Source organism: Prauserella salsuginis, from assembly GCF_024648885.1.
GTDB lineage: Bacteria > Actinomycetota > Actinomycetes > Mycobacteriales > Pseudonocardiaceae > Prauserella > Prauserella salsuginis.
Genome location: NZ_JANBBF010000010.1, coordinates 62,375 through 79,847, shown reverse-complemented (window position 1 = coordinate 79,847; position 17,473 = coordinate 62,375). Strand labels below are relative to the sequence as shown.

The window sequence follows — 17,473 nt, the reverse complement described above, 5'->3', positions numbered from 1 at the left end:
CAGCCGGGCAGCTGCGGGTCAGCTGCCGAGCCACGTCCCCATGCGCTCGACGGCCGTGACGATGTCCGCCCGCGCACCCGCGAACGACAACCGCACGAACGACCCGCCCGCGACCGGATCGAAGTCCACGCCCGGCGTGATCGCCACCCCGGTGTCCTCGAGCAGCCTGCGGCACCACGACAACGAGTCGTCGGTGTACTCGGACACGTCGACGTAGGCGTAGAAGGCACCGTCGATCGGGGCGATGCGGGTCAGGCCGATGCCGCGCAGCCCGTCGAGGAGCAGATCGCGGTTGGCGCGGTAGTGGTCGACGTGGCCGTCCAGCTCGGCGTGCGACTCCGGCGACAGCGCCGCCACCGCCGCGTGCTGCGACAACGCGGGCGGGCAGATGTTGAAGTTGCCGGTCAGCACGTCGACGCTGCGGTGAAGGCTCCGCGGCGCGAGCATCCACCCGAGCCGCCAGCCCGTCATCGCGAAGTACTTCGAGAACGATCCGAGCACCAGGCTCTCGCGAGACGTCTGCCACGCACACGCGACGTCCCGTTCGTAGGAGATGCCGTGGTAGATCTCGTCGCTGATCAGCCGCACGCCCCGCGCCGTGCACCACTCGGTCAGCGCGGCCAGCTCGCCGGGCGACACGATCGTGCCCGTCGGGTTGCTCGGGCTCGCCACGATCAGGCCCTTGATGTCGCCGAGGCCGTCGAGGATCTCCGGCGTCGGCTGGAACCGGGTGCTCTCGTCCGTGGCGAACTCGACGACCTCGCAGCCGAGCGCGCTCAGCAGGTTGCGGTAGGCCGGGTAGCCGGGCCGGGCCATCGCGACCCGGTCGCCCGCCTCGAACGCGGAGAGGAACGCCAACAGGAACCCACCCGAGGAGCCGGTGGTGACGATGACGTCCGCCGGGTCGACGTCGAGTCCGTACGCGCGGTCGTAGTGTCCTGCGATCGCCTCGCGGAGCGGCGGAATGCCCAGCTGCGTCGTGTACCCGAGGTCACCGCCGCGCAACGCCTCGTGCGCCGCCGCCAGCACCGGCTCCGGTGCACCCGCCGTCGGCTGGCCCGCGCACAGGAACACCACGTCACCGCGCTCGGCCTGCCGCGCCTTCGCCGCCGACAACACGTCCATCACGTGGAACGGCGGCACGTCGGCACGCTGTGCTGCGGGCGGGAACGGGGAGGTCACGGAGTCCGTCGTCATGCCCAGCAGGGTAAGGGGCCTGCCACGTCGAACCGCGAGGGCGGCGGGTGGGCGGGAGACCGGTTTGGGCGAGTCGGCGGCCCGGCGTAACCGGACGTAGGCGAGCATGATCAAGAGAAGAACAGAGGCGCTCAACGCCCCCAAGGTGCCCCTGGGGCACCCGAGCCCGCTACGGCTTGCGGCCGATGCCGCCGATCATGAGGCGGCGCGCCGGGTCGAGGTTCTCCGGCGGCGGACCCTCCGGCCACCAGTAGGCGAGCGTCTCCAGGCCGGGATCGAGGAGCTCGAGGCCGTCGAAGTAGGCGGCGATCTCCTCGCGTGTGCGGAACCGCCCGGTGCCCATCGGGCTGTGCAGGAACGCGTGCTCGAGCCGCTCGGCGACCGCGGCGGCCTCGGGATCCTCATCACCGGGGTTGAAGAAGTGCGACAGCACGACCTGCGACCCGGACGGCAGCGCGTCGATGTAGGCGCGCATCATGGCCTCGGGGTCGCGCTCGTCGGCGACGTGGTGCAGCGTGCCGACCTGGTACAGCGCCATCGGCCGGTGCCACTCCAGCCTGCCGGCCACGGCGGGGTCGGCGAGCACGGCCTGCGGTTCGGTGAGGTCGCCCTGGACGCAGTGGACGGACTCGTGGTCCTCGACGAGCGCACGGCCGTGGGCGATGACGATCGGGTCGATGTCGACGTACACCACGCACGTATCGCCGTTGAGGCGAAGTGCGACGTCATGCGTGTTCTCGACGGTCGGCAGACCCGATCCGACGTCGACGATCTGGTCGATGCCCGCGGTGCCGACGATGAAGCGCGTCGCGCGGATGAGGAAGTCGCGGTTGTCCCACGCGAGGGTCGTGACCTCCGGCGTCACCTCGCGCAGTTGGCGCGCGACCTCGCGGTCTACCTCGTAGTTGTCCTTGCCGCCCAGGGTCGCGTCGTAGGCGCGGGCGATACTCGGCACGTTCGGGTCGATGACCGTCGGCAGCTGCGCGTCCCGGCTGCCGTTCCGTCCTGGTGTGGAAGTCACTGCGGTTCTCCAGGCTGCGCGCGATCAAGGGACCGCACGCAGCCTATCGAACACGTTCGGGGCTCAGGAGCCGCACTGGAACCGTTCGATGTCCTCGTCGGTGATCTCCAGCGGCCCCTCCGCCGGCTGACTGATGCGGATGTGGTTGCCGAACGGGTCCCGCAGCGCACAGTCGATGCCGTACGGCTGTTCGACCGGTTCCTGGGTGAATTCGACGCCCCGCTCGCGCAGCGTCTCGTACGTCTTGCGGCAGTCGTCGGTGTTCAGGATCGCCGCCGCACCCAGCGCACCCTTCGTGACCAGGTCGCGGACCTGCGCCGCCACCTCCTCGCTGTGCTGCGGCGGCCCCGGCACCTCCAGCAGCAGGTGCGTGTCCGGCTGGGCGGGCAGATGCACCGTGAGCCAGCGCATGAACCCCAGGTCGACGTCGTCCGTGACCTCGAAGCCGAGTTTGCCGCAGTAGAAGTCGAGGGCTTCGTCCTGGTCGAGGACCATGATCGAGGTGATTCCGATTCGTGTGAACATGCCGGTAACGCTACGGCGACACCCCGCGGTAGCGCTTATCCGAAACTGCTCACGTGGGCCGGCCTCACGCCGGGCGTGACCACGTCTTGACGAAGCACACCGGCACGTGCAGCGGAGTCGCCGCCGCGCGGTACTCGGCGGGCGATACGCCGACGATCGACCGGAACGTGCGGCTGAACGTGCCGAGACTGTCGAAACCGACCTCCTCGGCGACCCGCGTGACCGTCGCCGACGGCGACCGCAGCCGTGCCATCGCCCGTTCGATCCGCCTGCGCTGCAGGTATCGGTGCGGGGTCTCGCCGAACGTCGCCCGGAAGGAGCGGGTGAAGTGGCTCGGCGACATCAGCGCGACCCGCGCGAGGGTGGGCACGTCGAGGGGCTTCGCGTAGTCGCGGTCGATCGCATCACGGGCGCGCAGCAACCGGTGGTTCTGGTCCTCGCGCGGGCTCATCGTGGCCACGACGTCGAGAATAGCCCGCACGCGGCGCGCGTGCGGGCTATTCGGTTCCCGGGCCCCTCTCGATCGCCAACGACCTCAGCGGTCGTTCGTACGCTCCGACGTGTGACCACCACGGCCACGTCACTCCAGCGGGAAGGTCACCGGCGACCGAACCGCGCCCGGAACCTCTTCCTGACAATCCGCTGTGGACTGTCCACAGCGGACTGCCTTGGCCCGCGTCGCGAGGCGATCCGCGCGGCGCGGGCGCTGGCGCCAGCGAGGACTGTGTCACTCCGCCCGTGTCACTCCGCCCTCATCACTCCGCCCGCGTCACCGCGGGGAGTCAGCGCTGGCCGTGGAGTCGGGGCCGTCAGGGGAGCCGTCGGGTCCGTTCGGCGCGTCGACACCGTCACGATCGGCAGGCGAGTCCGCGGTGCTGCCCGCCTTGTCGTCACCGTCGTTCGGGGAATCGGCCTCATTCGGGGAATTCGCCGTGTCGCTGTCGTTCGCGGTGTCGCTGTCGTTCGCCGTGTCGCTGTCGTTCGGCGAATCGGCGGAGTCGGCCTGCCCGTTGCCTTGCTCGGCCTGCTGCACCTGCGAGGCGGGCTTCGGGTCGTTGACTCCGTCGGCCAGTGCGGTGCCTCCGACGGCGATCGCACCGCCGACACCGACGGCCGCGGCGGCGACGACGAACCAGGGACGCTTGTTGCTTGCCATGATGCGACTTCCTTTCGAAGGATGTGCTCGGGGTGGGTTTCTCGGTCACCTCACGCGACGGGCGCGCGAGGAATCCAGGGGCCGCCGGGCGCTCGAGGCTGCTGCGCTCGAGGCCGGCACTCGAAATCCGACACTCGAAATCGGCACTCGAAATCGGAGTACGGACCCGCAGTGCTCGTTCGCTGCGGCGGCGGTTGTTACGGGGTCAGGCGGTGAGCGGATCGTCGGCGCGGCACCAGTTCCACGCCAGGTCGAGGCGGCGCTCGAGCACCGAGTGCCACCCGCGGCGGCCCGTGCGGTGCGCACCCGGCGCCAGCGACAGCACCACGGCCGCGGCATGCGACCGGAGCGTGACCGGGTCCCAGTGCCGGTCGAACTCCCGCAGGCACCGCGCCGTGAAGCGATCGATCACCGGTGCGCGTTCGGGTTTGACCTGCGACAGCACGGACAGATGACCGAGCAGGCAGGCCGGATCGTCGTGCGGATCGCCCGCGCCCGCGGTGTCGATGTCGAGCAACCCGACCAGGCGCCCACCGGAGACGAGCAACTGCGTCTCGTAGAAGTCGCCGTGCACGGGAACCGGAGCGGCACCGGTCGGTACGGCGACCGCCTCGGCGACCGCGTGTGCCGTCCCGGCCGCGCCGGGGTGCACGCGGGCGATGACGTCGGCGTAGTGGCCTGCCTGTTCTGCCCAGCTCCGCCTGCGGGCGTGGTCGGCGAACGCCTGCGGCAGCCCGTGGAGCGTGGCGACGATGTCGGCGGGGTCGATCCGGTCGAGCTCCATCGTGTTGCCACCGAGCAGCAGCCGCCGCAGTGACGTGCCGCCGACGCCGGCGAGCACGAGCAGGCCGTCATCGGTCCAGCCGAGACTCTCCGGAACCACGCCGCCCTCGGCGGCGCGGTGCAGCCGGTGCAGCTGCTGGACCTTGTCGGGACGCAGCACCTTGACGAACACGGTCGCCCGCGCGGTCCGCACCTCGACGACCGCCCGCCGCAGCGGGCGGTAGGAACGAACCGTCGGCCGCAGATCTTCGGTGGGCAGACCCAGTCCGGCGAGCAGTTCCCGCATGCGGCCGGGGTCGACCGCCCTGGCCAGCCCCGGCAGCGCCGGATCGTGCGGGAACCGCCAGACGCCGAGTTCGCGCACGCCGTCGGACACGCGCATCGCAGCCCGCGCCTTCGCCGAGGTGCTGGCGCAGTAGGTGTCGGTGGCGCGGGAGCCGTCGGGACGGGTCACGTCGACCCGTGCGGCCACCGTGGTCGAGGCGCGCTGGACGTCACGATGGGTGATGCGGCTGCCGAGCGCGGTGTCCCCGCTCGCCCCGGCGACGGCGGACCACAATGCGCTCAGGTCCGCCTCGTCGGGTTGCCACTGCTCTTCGCTCATGACGTCAACGATGCCGCCGCCCCGTGAAACCCCGCTGAGCCGACCGTGAAGGGACTTTCATGTCCGCGCCGTCGTGGCTCCGGGGAGAGGAGTTGCGGTCAGTACGGCTGGTAACCGCCGCCGGAGGAGATCGACTCGAGGCCGGGGTGCTGTTCGAGGCTGCCGTAGCGGTCGAACGTGTAGCGGACGCCGGCGATGATGTTGTCCACCGGATCCCAGATGTCACCGTGCCCCGGCAGGGCGTGGGAGTCGAACGTCGGGTCGATGCACTGCATCAGGCCCTTCGACGGGGTGCCCTTCGCGGCGTTCGAGTCCCAGTCGTTGATCGCGCGCGGATCACCACCGGACTCGTGTTCGATGATCGTCCAGATCTGGTCGATGTTCTCCTCGGTGACGGGGATGCCGTTCTCCTTGAGGATCTTGATGGCTTCCTTGATCCACTGCTCGACGTTCCCTGGAGGCGGGCCCGCGGGCGGGCCGCCACTCGACCCGAGACCGCCACCGCCACCGCCGACGGCCGTCTCGGCACCGCCGCTGCCGCCACCGCCGCCGGCACCACCACCACCGACGCTCGGCGCACTGCCTGGGTTGCTGATACCGCCGGTGTCGGCCATCTGCGACTGCGCCTGCCCCGGCTTCGGCACCTGCGAATAGCCGCCCGCACCGCCGATCTCCTGCTTCATGAGGCGCTGCGCCTTCTTGATGGCCTGGTTGGCCTGACCCAGCAGGCTCTTGATCCGCTCGGCCGCCTGCGACGCCGTCTGCCGGTTCTGCTCGCGCGCCTGCTCCCGGATCGACTCCGGGTCCTGGCCGCCGCCCTCGCCGTCCGCCGCCTGCGCCGCCTGCTGTGCGCGCTGTTCGGCCTGCTTGTTGCGCTCGTCGATCTCCTGCTTCGCGTTGGCCTTCGTCTCGTTGATCGACTTCTTGAGCTCCGACAGCTTCTGCTGCAGATCGCTCAGCTCGACCGCGGCCTCGTCGAGCTTGTCCTTGACGCGCTGTCCCGCCGAGGCGACCTGCGCGACGTAGGAGAAGAACGCATCCGCCGCCGGACCGTTCCAGACGCCGCCCTCGGAAAGCGGCGAAGCCGCGTTCTTCAACTCCGCAGAATGATCGCCTGCGTTCTCCGACGCGGTTTTGAACTCCTGCGCGACGTTTTGAATCCTGCCCGGATTGACCTTTTCGACCTTCGCTGCCTGGGATTCGACCTGCTCCCAGTTCTCCGGCATCCCCAGCGACATGTCAGGCCTCGCCCCGCATCGTCAGGTTGCTCGCCGCCTGCTCGTCGGCCTCCGACATCGCGGCGATGGCGCTGCGCAGCGCTCCGCTCGCCTCTGCCATGTGCTGGTGCGCAGCGTCGAATTCCGCCTGCATCCCCGAGGTGAACGAGCCGAGCGCGCCGTCCACCCGATCCGGATCGTCGGCGTCCTCGACCTCACCGAACGGGCTCTCCCCCTCGACACCGCGCAGTTTCGCCTTGTCCTCGGCGATACGGTCGGCGATACCGTCGACCTTCCCTGCCGTGCTCCGCATGGATTCGGCGTCGTAAACCGGCACGGTGGTCATCCCCCTTCACGAAAAACGATCCGCTCGTCGCCGGGTATGACGCATGCGCCCGCACCGGCGGTTCCGCTCAACTCTATCGGCGAAAGCGAGAATCGCGCGTACGCCACTTTCGTCGCCCGTGGAGAGGTGAGCTTTCCTCACATCTCGTCGAGCAGTTCCCACACGCGCTGCGCGAGTAGCGTGTTGTCCGCGGGCGCGACGGTCGCCCACTGCCTGCCGTCACTGCCCGGTGCGACCTGCAGCAGATACCGGCCCTTGTCGCTGTCGAAGAACGACACGACCCGCGGCGCACGGCGGACACCCCCGTCACGTCCATACGCCTGCGCACCGAACTGGCCACGGACGACCTGGCCCGCCAGCATCGCCGCGACCTCCTGCGCCTCGCTCAGCGCGATCCCACGGTCGGCCAGCGCCCCCACGAGCACCCGCGCGTCACCGCCCGCCTCGCGGTCGGCGTCGACCAGCACGTCGTGCGGCAGGGTCGCCGACCAGCCGATGCCCGCGGCCGTCTCCCCGGCGACCGACACCGCCGACTCCGGCAACGACGAATCACGCGCCGGGATCAGCCACACCTCGTCACCGTCCACGACACCCATCAGCGCCTGGCTGCCCGTGCTCACGGCCACACCCGAGATCTGCCGATCGGTCCAGACCCACATGTCGATCGCGACCGCGGGCCGCACGAACAGGTTCAGCATGTCCACCAGGTCACTCGTGGCCTGGTGGCCCTTCGCCAGCCTGCGCTGCGCCAGCGACTCCCACGCCTGGTCGACCAGATCGGACCGCTCGCGGTGCGTCACCCCCGCACTCGGCACGTCCAGTGCCGGATGCCGGCGTGGCAGCCGCTCCGCCTCCCACAGCATGTCGAACTCGAGCGTGGACAGCACCACGCTTTGACCGGTGGTCACCGGCGGCTCACCGTTGTTCCGAGTTCGGGTCGCCGATCGTGTCGGGAGCGACCATGCGCTGGTCGACGAACAGGTCCTTGTCGTCGACGCCGTACCGGCGCACGTGCGTGTCGTCCTCGTCGCCCTCCTGCGGCGCCGCCTTCTGCATCATGCTGCGCCGGTCCTGCTCGGACTTCGACGTCTGGTTCTGCTGCGCCCTGGACTGCTCCTCGGGCAGGTCCCCGATCTGGGACTGGTGCGGCGAACGCGGCGCTCCGCCCCGGCCGCCACTGCGGTCACTGTCGCCGGCCAGCGCGCCCGCGATACCGCCCGCGGCCACCGCTCCCGCGGCACCGCCGAGGTCGTTGGCGCTGAACCCCGGTGACTTCGGCGACGCCGTCGTGCCGCTCGCGCCGGGCGCGGCCGTACCGCCGACGACCGGTGCGACGCCGAACGACTTGCCCTTCTGCAGATCCTGATCACCCGATACAGGGACACCGGCCTTGCCGCCGACCATTCCCGGGGGCGGCACCGCCACTCCGCCTCCACTTCCGGGAGCGGGACCACCGGTGACGGGCCCAGGCGCCGGCGCCACGGGCGAAGCACCGCCCGACGAGGGGAACTTGCCCACGCCGGACTGGCCGCCCGGCTGGCCCGGGTTCGCAGGCGTGCCCGGATTCGCGGGGGTACCGGGATTTGCGGGGGTACCCGGGGCGGCAGGCGTCCCCGGAGCACCGGGCGTGCCCGGCTTCCCGATCGCGCCGGGAGTCCCACCGGCCGTCGGTGCGCCACCCGAGCCGGGCGCGGCCGGGTTCGCGGGCGCGGCGCCCGTCGGGCCACCCGGCTGGGCCGAGCCACCGGACTGCTGCTGCGAACCCGGGTACTGCGGAGAGCCGGGATGGTACGGAGAGCCCGAGTACTGCGGACCTCCCGACCCCGATCCCGTGCCCGGACGCGGCACGTTCACGTAGCCGTAGCCCGCGTTCGGCGACGACGTCACCGGGGCACTCGTCGACGGTGTGGTCGACGACGGCGCCGTGCTCGGGTTCGGCGTCGGCTGGGCCGAACCGGTACCGGGCGGCGGGGCCAGCGGAGCGCTCTGGTTGGCGGGCGGCGGCTGGGCAGGCTGCGGGACGTGGTGGACCGGCGCGGACGCCCCGGGCCCGTCGACAGGCGCAGGCGGCGCCACACCCGACGACTCGGTGCGGTCGCCCGTGGGCGCATCCGCGGGCACCTCGGTCACGTCCGGCGGTGTCGGCGGACCGCCCGCGTCGACCTCGGTCGGCACATCGGCGGACACCACGGCCGACATCGGCGTGGGGGCGTTCAGCTGCGGCAGGTCCGACAGGTTCTCGCCGGACTCGCTCGCGTAGCCGTTGAGGGCCTCGAGCGCCTGCGCCCGCGCCTCCTGCCCCTGCGCGACACGCTGGGCGTTGTCGGTCTCGAAGCCGATGAGGCTGCCGAGCGAGTCCATGAGGCCGTAACCACCGGAACCCTGCCGGAGGGACTGGGCGTCGGGCAGCTTGTGCACCGTGCGGTTGAACGCCTCACCCTGCGCGAAGATCTTCTTGGCACACGCCTCGACCTTGGTCTGGGCCTCCTCGGAGAAGTCGGCCTGCCCGGTCATCCACCGGAACGCCTCATCGCCGGCGTCACCGCGCCACTCGACACCGAGCTTGCCCAGTTCGGTCCGCAGCGTCCGCTCGGTCTCGTCCAACGCCTTGCCGACCGCCTTCAACGCGGTGACGGCCTCACCGATGCCGCCCGCGCCCGCGCCGCTGCGGAACACCTCGACCTCGTCGGCCAGCATGTTGTTCGTGTAGCCGTCGAACCGGTGGTTGCGGATCTCGTTCGCACGCTGCGAGACATCCATCGCCATGTCGATTTCCCTCTACTTCCGCTTCGACCGCACGGTCGAGAAAACCTGGACAGCGTCGGCGTCCCGAAGTGAGCGCCGGGAGCGGGCCGGACCGGGACTAGCCGGGAAGGCCTCGTCCGCCACCGAGAGCATCCGCCTTCTCCTCGTCGGATTCGGAGTACCTCTCACCCGCCTTGCGCAGCTGGGTCGCCAGGGACCGCAGGTCCTCGACGTACGCGCGCGCGTGCGCGGCGTAGGAGTCCTCGGGGGCGCTGACGACGTCGTTCCACGCCTCGACGGCGTGCTGCGACACGATGTCCTCCGCGGGCGCCTGGATGCGCAGTGAGCTGAGGTGCTCGGACAGTTTCTTGTCCAGCGCGTCGGCCTGTGCCTCGATGATCCGCGCCACGTCGGCGACCTTGTCGGGCGCGACGTCGATGTCACTGGCGGAAGGGACCGAGGGGAACGCACCGGCCCCGGGGATGACGTCCGAACCACCGAACGGGCCGCCCTGGCCGTTGCCACTCCCGCCGTTCGAACCGGCCGAGTCGCCCGCGAACGCAGTGCTGGCCGCCGCGAACGCGGCCTCCGCGCCCGCCGGCTCGCCGGCCCGCGACTCGCTCACCTCTGACGGCATGCGCACCCCCTGTAACGGCCGGTAGTCATCCGATTCTCACGCAGGCTACCAACCAGAATGTGACAGTGACCTGAACTTTGACGAGCTCACCCGGACGACGGTTCCGTCCGATCGTCGGATTTTCCGCCGCCCGCGGACACCGTCGAACCGGCGGGCCACCGGCACGAGACGGAAGGGTGCGGGAACACACCGCCAGCAGCCGCACCGCACGGTCGGCCCTGCCGCACCGTGCCGTCGGCTCTGCCGCTTCACGCGCCGTCGGCGCAGTCGCACCGTGCCGTCGGCGCTGCGGCTTCACGGACCGTCGGCGCCCGGTCACCGCGCCACGGGTCACCGCGCCATGGGGGTGCGCCGGGTTCAGCGCCCCGGGATCGACACCTCGCCGCGAGCGGCGCGCGCGGCGATGTCGGTGCGGTGATGAGCCCCTGCGAGCCCGACCCCGGCGATGCGCTCGTACGCCTCTGCCCGGGCCTCCTCCAGGTCCGCACCGGTGCCGACGACCGACAGCACCCGGCCGCCGCTGGAGACGACCGCACCGTCGTCCCGCCTGCGCGTGCCCGCGTGGAGCACGCCGTCGGCTTCACCGCCGGTGATCACATCGCCGACCAGCGGTTTGCCGGGGTAACCGTCGGCGGCGACGACCACCGTCACCGCACTGCCGTCGGCCCATTCCAGCTCCGGCTGCTCGGCCAGCGTGCCGGTGGCGGTGGCGTGGAGCAGCCCGGCGATCGGCGTACGCAGCAGCGCCAGCACGGCCTGTGTCTCGGGGTCGCCGAAGCGGCAGTTGAACTCGATGACCTGCGGACCGTCACTCGTCAGCGCCAGCCCCGCGTACAACAGTCCGGTGAACGCCGAATCGCGCGCGGCCATCTCGTCGACCACGGGCTGGATGATCCGCTCGACGACGTCGTCGACGAAGCCGTCGGGAACCCACGACAGCGGGACGTAGGCGCCCATGCCGCCGGTGTTCGGGCCGGAGTCGCCGTCACCGACGCGCTTGAAGTCCTGCGCCGGCAGCAGCGGCACCACGGTGCGCCCGTCGACCAGGCAGAACAGCGACGCCTCCGGCCCGTCGAGGAACGACTCGAGTACCACCGGGTGACCGCCGTCGAGCAACATCAGCGCGTGCTTACGCGCCTGCTCGACGTCGGTCGTGACGACGACGCCCTTGCCGGCCGCGAGACCGTCGTCCTTCACGACCCAGGTCGGGCCGAACCGGGCGAGCGCGGCGTCGAGATGCGCCGGGTTGTCGACGACCTCACTGTGGGCCGTCGGCACCCCTGCGGCGGTCATGACGTCCTTGGCGAACGCCTTGGAGCCTTCGATCCGGGCCGCTGCCGCCGACGGGCCGAAACACGGGATGCCCGCCTTGCGGACGGCGTCGGCCGCACCGGTGACGAGCGGCACCTCGGGGCCGATCACCACGAGGTCGGCCCGCCACTGCTCGGCGAGAGCCGCGATGGCAGCCGGGTCGGTCAGGTCGACACCGAGCGGTTCGGCGAGGGTCGCGGTGCCGGCGTTGCCGGGCGCGCAAGCGATCGCCGTTACCGCCGGGTCCTGCGACGCGGCGAGTACGAGGGCGTGCTCACGGGCTCCGGAGCCGATAACCAGGAAGCGCACGATTCCTCAGCGTAGACATGCCAATATCCGCTCGTTCATCGGCATGTACCTCCGCGGCTGCCACGCTGTCGCCGGGTGGTCGACCGCGGCCGCGAACGTAGGCGAACGTCCCTACCGGATCGAGAGAGGACCAGCGACGACTCATGGCATTCACATCCCGATTCCGTAAGCGCCTCGGAGTGGTGGCGCTCGGCGCGGTGGCCGTGCTCGCCACCACCGGAGCGGTTCCCGGCGCCGCCCAGTCCGGGCCCTCGCGGGCCGAAGCCGGCCAGGCGGACGCCGCTCAGGGCAGCGGCGCACACGCCGACGACCGCATCGTCGTCGGTCACCGCGGTGCGTCCGGCTACCGGCCCGAGCACACGCTGGCCTCGTACGAGCTCGCCGCGCGGATGGGTGCCGACTACATCGAGCCCGACCTCGTCACGACGTCGGACGGTGTGCTGGTCGCGCGGCACGAGCCGGAGATCGGCGGCACCACCGACGTGGCCGACCGGCCCGAGTTCGCCGACCGCAAGACCACCAAGCTCGTCGACGGCGAACCCATGACCGGCTGGTTCGCCGAGGACTTCACACTGGCCGAGCTCAAGACGCTGCGGGCGAAGGAGCGACTGCCGGAGATCCGGCCGAACAACACGATCTACGACGGCCGCTTCGAGATCCCGACGCTGCAGGAGGTCATCGACCTCTCCCAGCAGCTGAGCCGCGAGCTGCACCGGCCGATCGGCATCTTCCCCGAGACCAAGCACCCGACGTACTTCCAGGAGCAGGGGCTCGCGCTGGAGCCGAAGCTGGTCGAGGCGCTGAACCGCAACCACCTCAACCGCCCGAACGCGAAGGTGCAGGTGCAGTCGTTCGAGGTGACCAACCTCAAGGAGCTCGACGACCAGGTGCGCGTGCCGCTGGTGCAGTTGACCTCGACCTCGGGCGCGCCGTACGACTTCGTCAAGTCCGGTGACCCGCGCACGTACGAGGACATGACCACACCGGAGGGCCTCCGCGAGATCGCCACGTACGCGGACGGGCTCGGGCCGTCGATCGGGCAGATCATCCCGCTCGACGCCGACGGCAACACCACGGAGCCGACGTCGCTCGTCGACGACTCCCACGCCGCCGGGCTGAGCGTCGTGCCGTGGACCTTCCGTGCGGAGAACGAGTTCCTGCCCGCCGACTACGACTCGTCCGACGACCCGGCGGAGTGGGGCGACGCGCTCGGCTGGGCCGAGGCCGTGTGGGACACCGGCGTCGACGGCCTGTTCGCCGACCACCCGGACGTCGTCATCGAGGCGGCCGAGTAACGCGGAGAAGCCCTGTCGCCCCGAAGGGCACCTTTGGGGCACTCAACGCCCCGAAGGTGCCCTTCGGGGCGTTGACGTGTCCCAGCGGACGTCGCCGGGGGTATTCGCGTTGCGAGAGGCTCGGGACTACCCGAAGTGAGCCTTGGCGGACTGCGCCATCAAGGCGTACACCTTGTCGATCTCCGCATCCGAGAGTTCCCGATAGTCGTCGCGATACGTCCCACGCCCAGCCAGCGGCCTGGCACTGATATGGAGAATCCCGGCCCGGCTGAGGTCCCTGTACGGCGACAGGTAGACGTCGTGGAGGTTCGGGGCTCCATCGAACGTGATGGCGGGGAAACCGCCCAGAGACACCTCACGCCTGTTCTCGCCGATGGCGCCGTACTCATCTGGCGCAAATGACGGATCGGCGTTCACCCTGAACAGATACGTGTTATCCGGACTAACGAAAAAACAGTGCTCGCCCCACACCACCGGTGACAGCTGCGAGCCGAAATTGTCCTCGATCGCGTCCTTGAAGACGGCGCACTGCACATTGCGGTCCTCGTCAGCCGCGGCCAACAGCTCCTCGCCCTTCAGCCGGGGGTCCGCACCGCTGTAGGGGTGGCAGTCCTCGACACCACCGGGCTGGAAGAAGTACCGGCAGTCCCCGCGCGCCGCGACGTCCGGCTCGTCCGGCTCGAAGAACAGCGAGCCGTGCCCTGAGGACCGGACAGTCCGAACTCCTCGTTCGGCATACCTCTTGATCGACGAACAGGAAACGTCGCCCTCGTCCGACCCCGTCTCGTAACGGAACTCGATGACATCGGTGAAGGTGACAGGAACGGACCACGTGCAGGAGCCGGGGCCTTCGATATCGCCCTGCATGCTGTACGCCTTGACACCGGCCACCGGTTCTTCCGCGGACTCGATCCGGCGGAGATGGCCGAGCTCGGTGCCGAGCGTGACGGTCAAGCTCTCACCGCCTCCCGCGAAAACGCACTGATGCGAACTGACGGCGACCTTCTCCACCCCGTCGGGCCGTTTGAGGTCTCTGACGTCCAGCAGGTCACACGGGTCGATGTCATCCAGTGTGGTGAGTGCGGCACGCCTGTCACTGTCGTCGGGGAGCGGCTCCGGCGGCTTCTGTTCCTCGTCCACCGGAGTCCGCACCTGCGCGCCGGACGAGTCGTCACTGCCGGACAACGCGATGGGGACGACGATCACGGCGGCGAGCACGACGGCGAATGCGGGGACTAACCACCACCAGTGGCGACGCGGTCGCTTCGGTCGCCCGCCGGTCGGCGGCATCCCGCCCATCGGAGGCCTCTGCCAGGCCGGTGTGGACTGTTGCGGACTCCAATCGGGTCGCCCCGGTTGCGGATACGGTGCCCCCATCGATACCCCCTCGCGATCGTGCGCAGGAAGTTAGCAGAGGGCTCCCAGCAGCAGCGGAAGAACCAGACAAATCCGCTCCGTCGGCCGCGGATGGGTGGCGGGCATACCGCCGCCGGCCCGAGCGCACCCGCGAGGGATTCGTGGCTCCCACCCTGTCCCATCACCCAAACGGACGCGCTCCACGCGGCAGTGTTCTGCCGTTGCCCCACAGGTGCCCTTCGGGGCGCTTCACTTGTCGCAGGGGACGTCGCCGGGGGTGTCCGTGACAGGCCGGGCTTCGGCCTCGTGCGGGCGGCCGCGAACGACCACCTCCGTTCCCGCCGCGCCGACCACGCGGGTCTGCAGCGAACCGCAGGCACAGCGGGTCCAGACGGTCGCTCCTTCGGGGGTCCGGTGCCGGGACAGCACGGCTACGACGTCGCTGTCGGGCCAACCGCAGAACGGGCATGTCGTCATGACTCCACCGTGCGGCCGGAATACGTGAAGGTCCAGGTTCGATTTTTGGACGAAACCGTGAAGAATGGCCTTCATGATGGACCTGCGCCGACTCAACGTGCTGCGCGCCGTGGACCACTACGGCACCGTCACCGCCGCCGCGACCGCCCTCCACCTGACGACCTCGGCCGCGTCCCAGCAGATCCGGCAACTCGGTCGCGAGCTCGACGTCACCCTGCTCGAACCGCTCGGCCGCACCGTTCGCCTCACCGACGCGGCACGCACCCTGCTCGCCCACGCCGACGCCATCGAGGCGCGCTGGCAGCAGGCCAGGGCCGAACTCCACGCCACGCAGGGCGGCCCCACCGGCACCCTCCGGCTCGCCGCGTTCCCCACGGCGATGTGCCGACTTCTCGGCCCGGTCGCGGCAAGCCTGCGGGCACGGCACCCGTCGTTGACGGTGCGCCTGCGTGAGGCCGAGGCGGTGGACTGCTTCGATCTGCTGTTCACGGGCGAGATCGACCTCGCCGTCGTCGAGGCGCTGCCCGCCAACCCGCCCGTCGACGACCCCCGCTTCGAACAGCACACCCTGCTGACGGACCCGTTCGACCTGCTGCTGCCGACCGGACACGAACTGGCGGACCAGCCGACCGTTCGGCTGACCGACGTCGCCGACGAACCGTGGATCGTCGGCCTGCCCGACGACGCCGCGCGCGCCCACGTGCTCGCCGCCTGCACCGCCGCGGGATTCAGCCCCGCGATCGCCCACGAAGCCTGTGACGCGAGCCTCGTCGCGACGCTGGTCCATCTAGGACTGGGCGTCGCGCTCTACCCCCGACTCTCGCAGCTGCCGCCGGGACTCGACGTGCGACGGGTTCCGACAGGCGGCAACGCGCCCGCCCGCACGTTCCTCACCTGCGTCCGCCGCGGCGGACGCGAGGCACCGGGCGTCGCCGCGGCCCTCACGGCGGTGCACGAGCTGACGGCGGCGACGGCACCGGCCACCGGCGCGTCGGCCACGGCCACGGCCACGGCCACGGCCACCTGAGCGTCCCGCCACCGAGCCACCCGCGACACCCGGCCGGTCCAGACCGTCACGCGGGACGCGTCAACGGCCGAACGTCGGGCGGGCGCGAACCCGCGCCGAGAAACAGTCGTGCGGGCGGGTCAACGGGGGCCGGCGGCGGGGCCCGGAAGGAAAGTCGCTCCGGGTATCGGGTCAGGCGAACTCGTGACGGACGATCGTTTCCTCCCGGCCGGGGCCGACGCCGATCGCCGAGATGCGCGTACCCATCAGCTCTTCGAGCCGCTCGACGTAGGCCTGCGCGTTCTTCGGCAGATCCTCGAACGTGCGGCACTCGCTGATGTCCTCCCACCAACCCGGCAGCTCCTCGTACACCGGCTTCGCGTGGTGCACGTCGGTCTGCGTCATCGGCATGTCCTCGGTGCGCTGCCCGTCGACGTCGTAGGCAACGCACACCGGCACCGTCTCCAGTCCGGACAGCACGTCGAGCTTGGTGAGGAAGTAGTCGGTGATGCCGTTGACGCGGGCGGCGTAGCGGCCGATCACGGCGTCGAACCAGCCGGTGCGCCGCGAACGGCCCGTGGTGACGCCGAACTCGCCACCGGACTTGCGCAGGTTCTCCCCGGCCTCGTCGTCGAGCTCGGTCGGGAACGGACCCGAACCGACCCGCGTCGTGTACGCCTTGAGGATGCCGAGCACGGTCGTGATCCGGCCCGGCCCGATGCCGGAGCCCGCGCTGGCACCGCCGGAGGTCGGACTGGACGAGGTCACGTACGGGTACGTGCCGTGGTCGACGTCGAGCAACGTGCCCTGCGAGCCCTCCAGCAGCACGGTCTCGTCGCGTTCGAGCGCCTTGTTCAGCTCGAGGCGCGTGTCGGCGATGCGGTGCTGGAACCGCTCGGCCTGCTCGAGGACGGTGTCGGTGACCTCGGCTGCGTCGAGCCCCTTGCGGTTGTAGACCTTGACCAGCACCTGGTTCTTGTACTCGAGGGCCGCCTCGACCTTCTGGCGCAGGATCTTCTCGTCGAGCAGGTCCTGCACCCGCACGCCCACGCGCGCGACCTTGTCCTGGTAGCACGGTCCGATGCCGCGGCCGGTGGTGCCGATCTTGCGGCTGCCCAGGTAGCGCTCGGTGACCTTATCGATCGCCACGTGGTAGGGCATGATCAAGTGCGCGTCGGCCGACAGCAGGAGCCTGCTCGTGTCGATGTCACGCGCCTCGAGGCCCTCGAGCTCGTCGAGGAGCACGCCCGGGTCGACGACCACGCCGTTGCCGATGACGTTCGTGACGCCCGGCGTGAGGATGCCGGACGGGATGAGGTGCAGCGCGAAGTCCTGCCCATCGGGAAGGACGACGGTGTGGCCCGCGTTGTTGCCGCCCTGATAGCGCACCACCCAGTCCACCTTGTCGCCGAGCAGGTCGGTGGCCTTGCCCTTGCCTTCGTCGCCCCATTGGGCACCGATGAGCACGATGGCCGGCATGTGAAACTC

Annotated in this window: 17 protein-coding genes; 2 read left to right on the top strand and 15 right to left on the bottom strand. The window is 70.5% G+C overall.

The features are described from left to right. Positions 1-18: 18 nt before the first annotated feature. The 12 genes from LY40_RS11545 to purD all read right to left on the bottom strand — a co-directional run bounded on the left by LY40_RS11545 (position 19) and on the right by purD (position 11,851). On the bottom strand, positions 19-1,197 hold the full coding sequence (locus LY40_RS11545; RefSeq protein WP_258936811.1) for a pyridoxal phosphate-dependent aminotransferase: 1,179 nt from the start codon (positions 1,195-1,197) through the stop codon (positions 19-21). Between the two features lie 169 nt (positions 1,198-1,366). Next, entirely contained in the window at positions 1,367-2,218 is an 852-nt protein-coding gene (locus LY40_RS11540) for an SAM-dependent methyltransferase (RefSeq protein ID WP_258936810.1), read from the bottom strand. A gap of 63 nt (positions 2,219-2,281) precedes the next feature. Next, positions 2,282-2,743 carry a VOC family protein gene (locus tag LY40_RS11535; protein ID WP_183781581.1) on the bottom strand — a complete coding sequence of 154 codons (462 nt, stop codon included), beginning with the start codon at positions 2,741-2,743 and terminating at the stop codon, positions 2,282-2,284. Between the two features lie 64 nt (positions 2,744-2,807). Further along, a complete protein-coding gene (locus tag LY40_RS11530) occupies positions 2,808-3,194 on the bottom strand; it encodes a helix-turn-helix domain-containing protein (protein ID WP_258937197.1) in 387 nt (128 codons plus the stop codon). Between the two features lie 318 nt (positions 3,195-3,512). After that, the gene (locus LY40_RS11525) at positions 3,513-3,899 is read right to left on the bottom strand and encodes a hypothetical protein (RefSeq protein ID WP_183781578.1); all 387 of its coding nucleotides are present in this window, start codon (positions 3,897-3,899) and stop codon (positions 3,513-3,515) included. Between the two features lie 205 nt (positions 3,900-4,104). Further along, positions 4,105-5,286 carry a phosphotransferase family protein gene (locus LY40_RS11520; protein ID WP_183781575.1) on the bottom strand — a complete coding sequence of 394 codons (1,182 nt, stop codon included), beginning with the start codon at positions 5,284-5,286 and terminating at the stop codon, positions 4,105-4,107. A 98-nt stretch (positions 5,287-5,384) separates the two neighbouring features. Further along, positions 5,385-6,524, bottom strand: coding sequence for a transglycosylase SLT domain-containing protein (locus LY40_RS11515; RefSeq protein WP_258936809.1), 1,140 nt, complete (start codon positions 6,522-6,524; stop codon positions 5,385-5,387). A gap of 1 nt (position 6,525) precedes the next feature. Further along, positions 6,526-6,849: a hypothetical protein gene (locus LY40_RS11510; RefSeq protein ID WP_258936808.1), complete on the bottom strand. Its 324-nt coding sequence runs from the start codon at positions 6,847-6,849 to the stop codon at positions 6,526-6,528. A 137-nt stretch (positions 6,850-6,986) separates the two neighbouring features. After that, on the bottom strand, positions 6,987-7,757 hold the full coding sequence (locus tag LY40_RS11505; protein WP_258936807.1) for an ESX secretion-associated protein EspG: 771 nt from the start codon (positions 7,755-7,757) through the stop codon (positions 6,987-6,989). Positions 7,758-7,764: 7 nt separating this feature from the next. Next, positions 7,765-9,615 (bottom strand): hypothetical protein, encoded by a 1,851-nt coding sequence (locus LY40_RS11500; protein ID WP_258936806.1) that lies wholly within the window; start codon positions 9,613-9,615, stop codon positions 7,765-7,767. A gap of 97 nt (positions 9,616-9,712) precedes the next feature. Continuing rightward, the gene (locus LY40_RS11495; protein WP_258936805.1) at positions 9,713-10,231 is read right to left on the bottom strand and encodes a hypothetical protein; all 519 of its coding nucleotides are present in this window, start codon (positions 10,229-10,231) and stop codon (positions 9,713-9,715) included. A 357-nt stretch (positions 10,232-10,588) separates the two neighbouring features. Next, on the bottom strand, positions 10,589-11,851 hold the full coding sequence (gene purD / locus LY40_RS11490; protein ID WP_258936804.1) for a phosphoribosylamine--glycine ligase: 1,263 nt from the start codon (positions 11,849-11,851) through the stop codon (positions 10,589-10,591). A 143-nt stretch (positions 11,852-11,994) separates the two neighbouring features. Between purD and LY40_RS11485 the strand changes: the two genes are divergently transcribed. Beyond that, the gene (locus LY40_RS11485) at positions 11,995-13,146 is read left to right on the top strand and encodes a glycerophosphodiester phosphodiesterase (RefSeq protein ID WP_258936803.1); all 1,152 of its coding nucleotides are present in this window, start codon (positions 11,995-11,997) and stop codon (positions 13,144-13,146) included. A 126-nt stretch (positions 13,147-13,272) separates the two neighbouring features. On the opposite strand, the gene LY40_RS11480 is transcribed toward LY40_RS11485, so the two are convergent. Together LY40_RS11480 and LY40_RS11475 are read right to left on the bottom strand one after the other, a co-directional pair. Next, positions 13,273-14,364 carry a hypothetical protein gene (locus LY40_RS11480; RefSeq protein WP_258936802.1) on the bottom strand — a complete coding sequence of 364 codons (1,092 nt, stop codon included), beginning with the start codon at positions 14,362-14,364 and terminating at the stop codon, positions 13,273-13,275. A gap of 387 nt (positions 14,365-14,751) precedes the next feature. Then, entirely contained in the window at positions 14,752-14,979 is a 228-nt protein-coding gene (locus LY40_RS11475) for a hypothetical protein (RefSeq protein ID WP_258936801.1), read from the bottom strand. 73 nt (positions 14,980-15,052) lie between these two features. Between LY40_RS11475 and LY40_RS11470 the strand changes: the two genes are divergently transcribed. Beyond that, positions 15,053-16,006, top strand: a complete 954-nt coding sequence (locus LY40_RS11470) for a LysR family transcriptional regulator (RefSeq protein WP_258936800.1) — start codon at positions 15,053-15,055, stop codon at positions 16,004-16,006. A 171-nt stretch (positions 16,007-16,177) separates the two neighbouring features. Here the strand turns inward: LY40_RS11470 and LY40_RS11465 are convergent, their stop codons facing one another. Further along, positions 16,178-17,464, bottom strand: coding sequence for an adenylosuccinate synthase (locus LY40_RS11465; RefSeq protein ID WP_183781552.1), 1,287 nt, complete (start codon positions 17,462-17,464; stop codon positions 16,178-16,180). Between the last annotated feature and the right edge of the window lie 9 nt (positions 17,465-17,473).

What these genes read in the sequence shown, in the direction of transcription:
- LY40_RS11545 (WP_258936811.1), bottom strand. Translation starts at nt 1,197, where the DNA reads ATGACGACGGACTCCGTGACCTCCCCGTTCCCGCCCGCAGCACAGCGT.
- LY40_RS11535 (WP_183781581.1), bottom strand. Translation starts at nt 2,743, where the DNA reads ATGTTCACACGAATCGGAATCACCTCGATCATGGTCCTCGACCAGGAC.
- LY40_RS11530 (WP_258937197.1), bottom strand. Translation starts at nt 3,194, where the DNA reads ATGAGCCCGCGCGAGGACCAGAACCACCGGTTGCTGCGCGCCCGTGAT.
- LY40_RS11525 (WP_183781578.1), bottom strand. Translation starts at nt 3,899, where the DNA reads ATGGCAAGCAACAAGCGTCCCTGGTTCGTCGTCGCCGCCGCGGCCGTC.
- LY40_RS11520 (WP_183781575.1), bottom strand. Translation starts at nt 5,286, where the DNA reads ATGAGCGAAGAGCAGTGGCAACCCGACGAGGCGGACCTGAGCGCATTG.
- LY40_RS11515 (WP_258936809.1), bottom strand. Translation starts at nt 6,524, where the DNA reads ATGTCGCTGGGGATGCCGGAGAACTGGGAGCAGGTCGAATCCCAGGCA.
- LY40_RS11510 (WP_258936808.1), bottom strand. Translation starts at nt 6,849, where the DNA reads ATGACCACCGTGCCGGTTTACGACGCCGAATCCATGCGGAGCACGGCA.
- LY40_RS11500 (WP_258936806.1), bottom strand. Translation starts at nt 9,615, where the DNA reads ATGGCGATGGATGTCTCGCAGCGTGCGAACGAGATCCGCAACCACCGG.
- LY40_RS11495 (WP_258936805.1), bottom strand. Translation starts at nt 10,231, where the DNA reads ATGCCGTCAGAGGTGAGCGAGTCGCGGGCCGGCGAGCCGGCGGGCGCG.
- LY40_RS11485 (WP_258936803.1), top strand. Translation starts at nt 11,995, where the DNA reads ATGGCATTCACATCCCGATTCCGTAAGCGCCTCGGAGTGGTGGCGCTC.
- LY40_RS11475 (WP_258936801.1), bottom strand. Translation starts at nt 14,979, where the DNA reads ATGACGACATGCCCGTTCTGCGGTTGGCCCGACAGCGACGTCGTAGCC.
- LY40_RS11470 (WP_258936800.1), top strand. Translation starts at nt 15,053, where the DNA reads ATGATGGACCTGCGCCGACTCAACGTGCTGCGCGCCGTGGACCACTAC.
- LY40_RS11465 (WP_183781552.1), bottom strand. Translation starts at nt 17,464, where the DNA reads ATGCCGGCCATCGTGCTCATCGGTGCCCAATGGGGCGACGAAGGCAAG.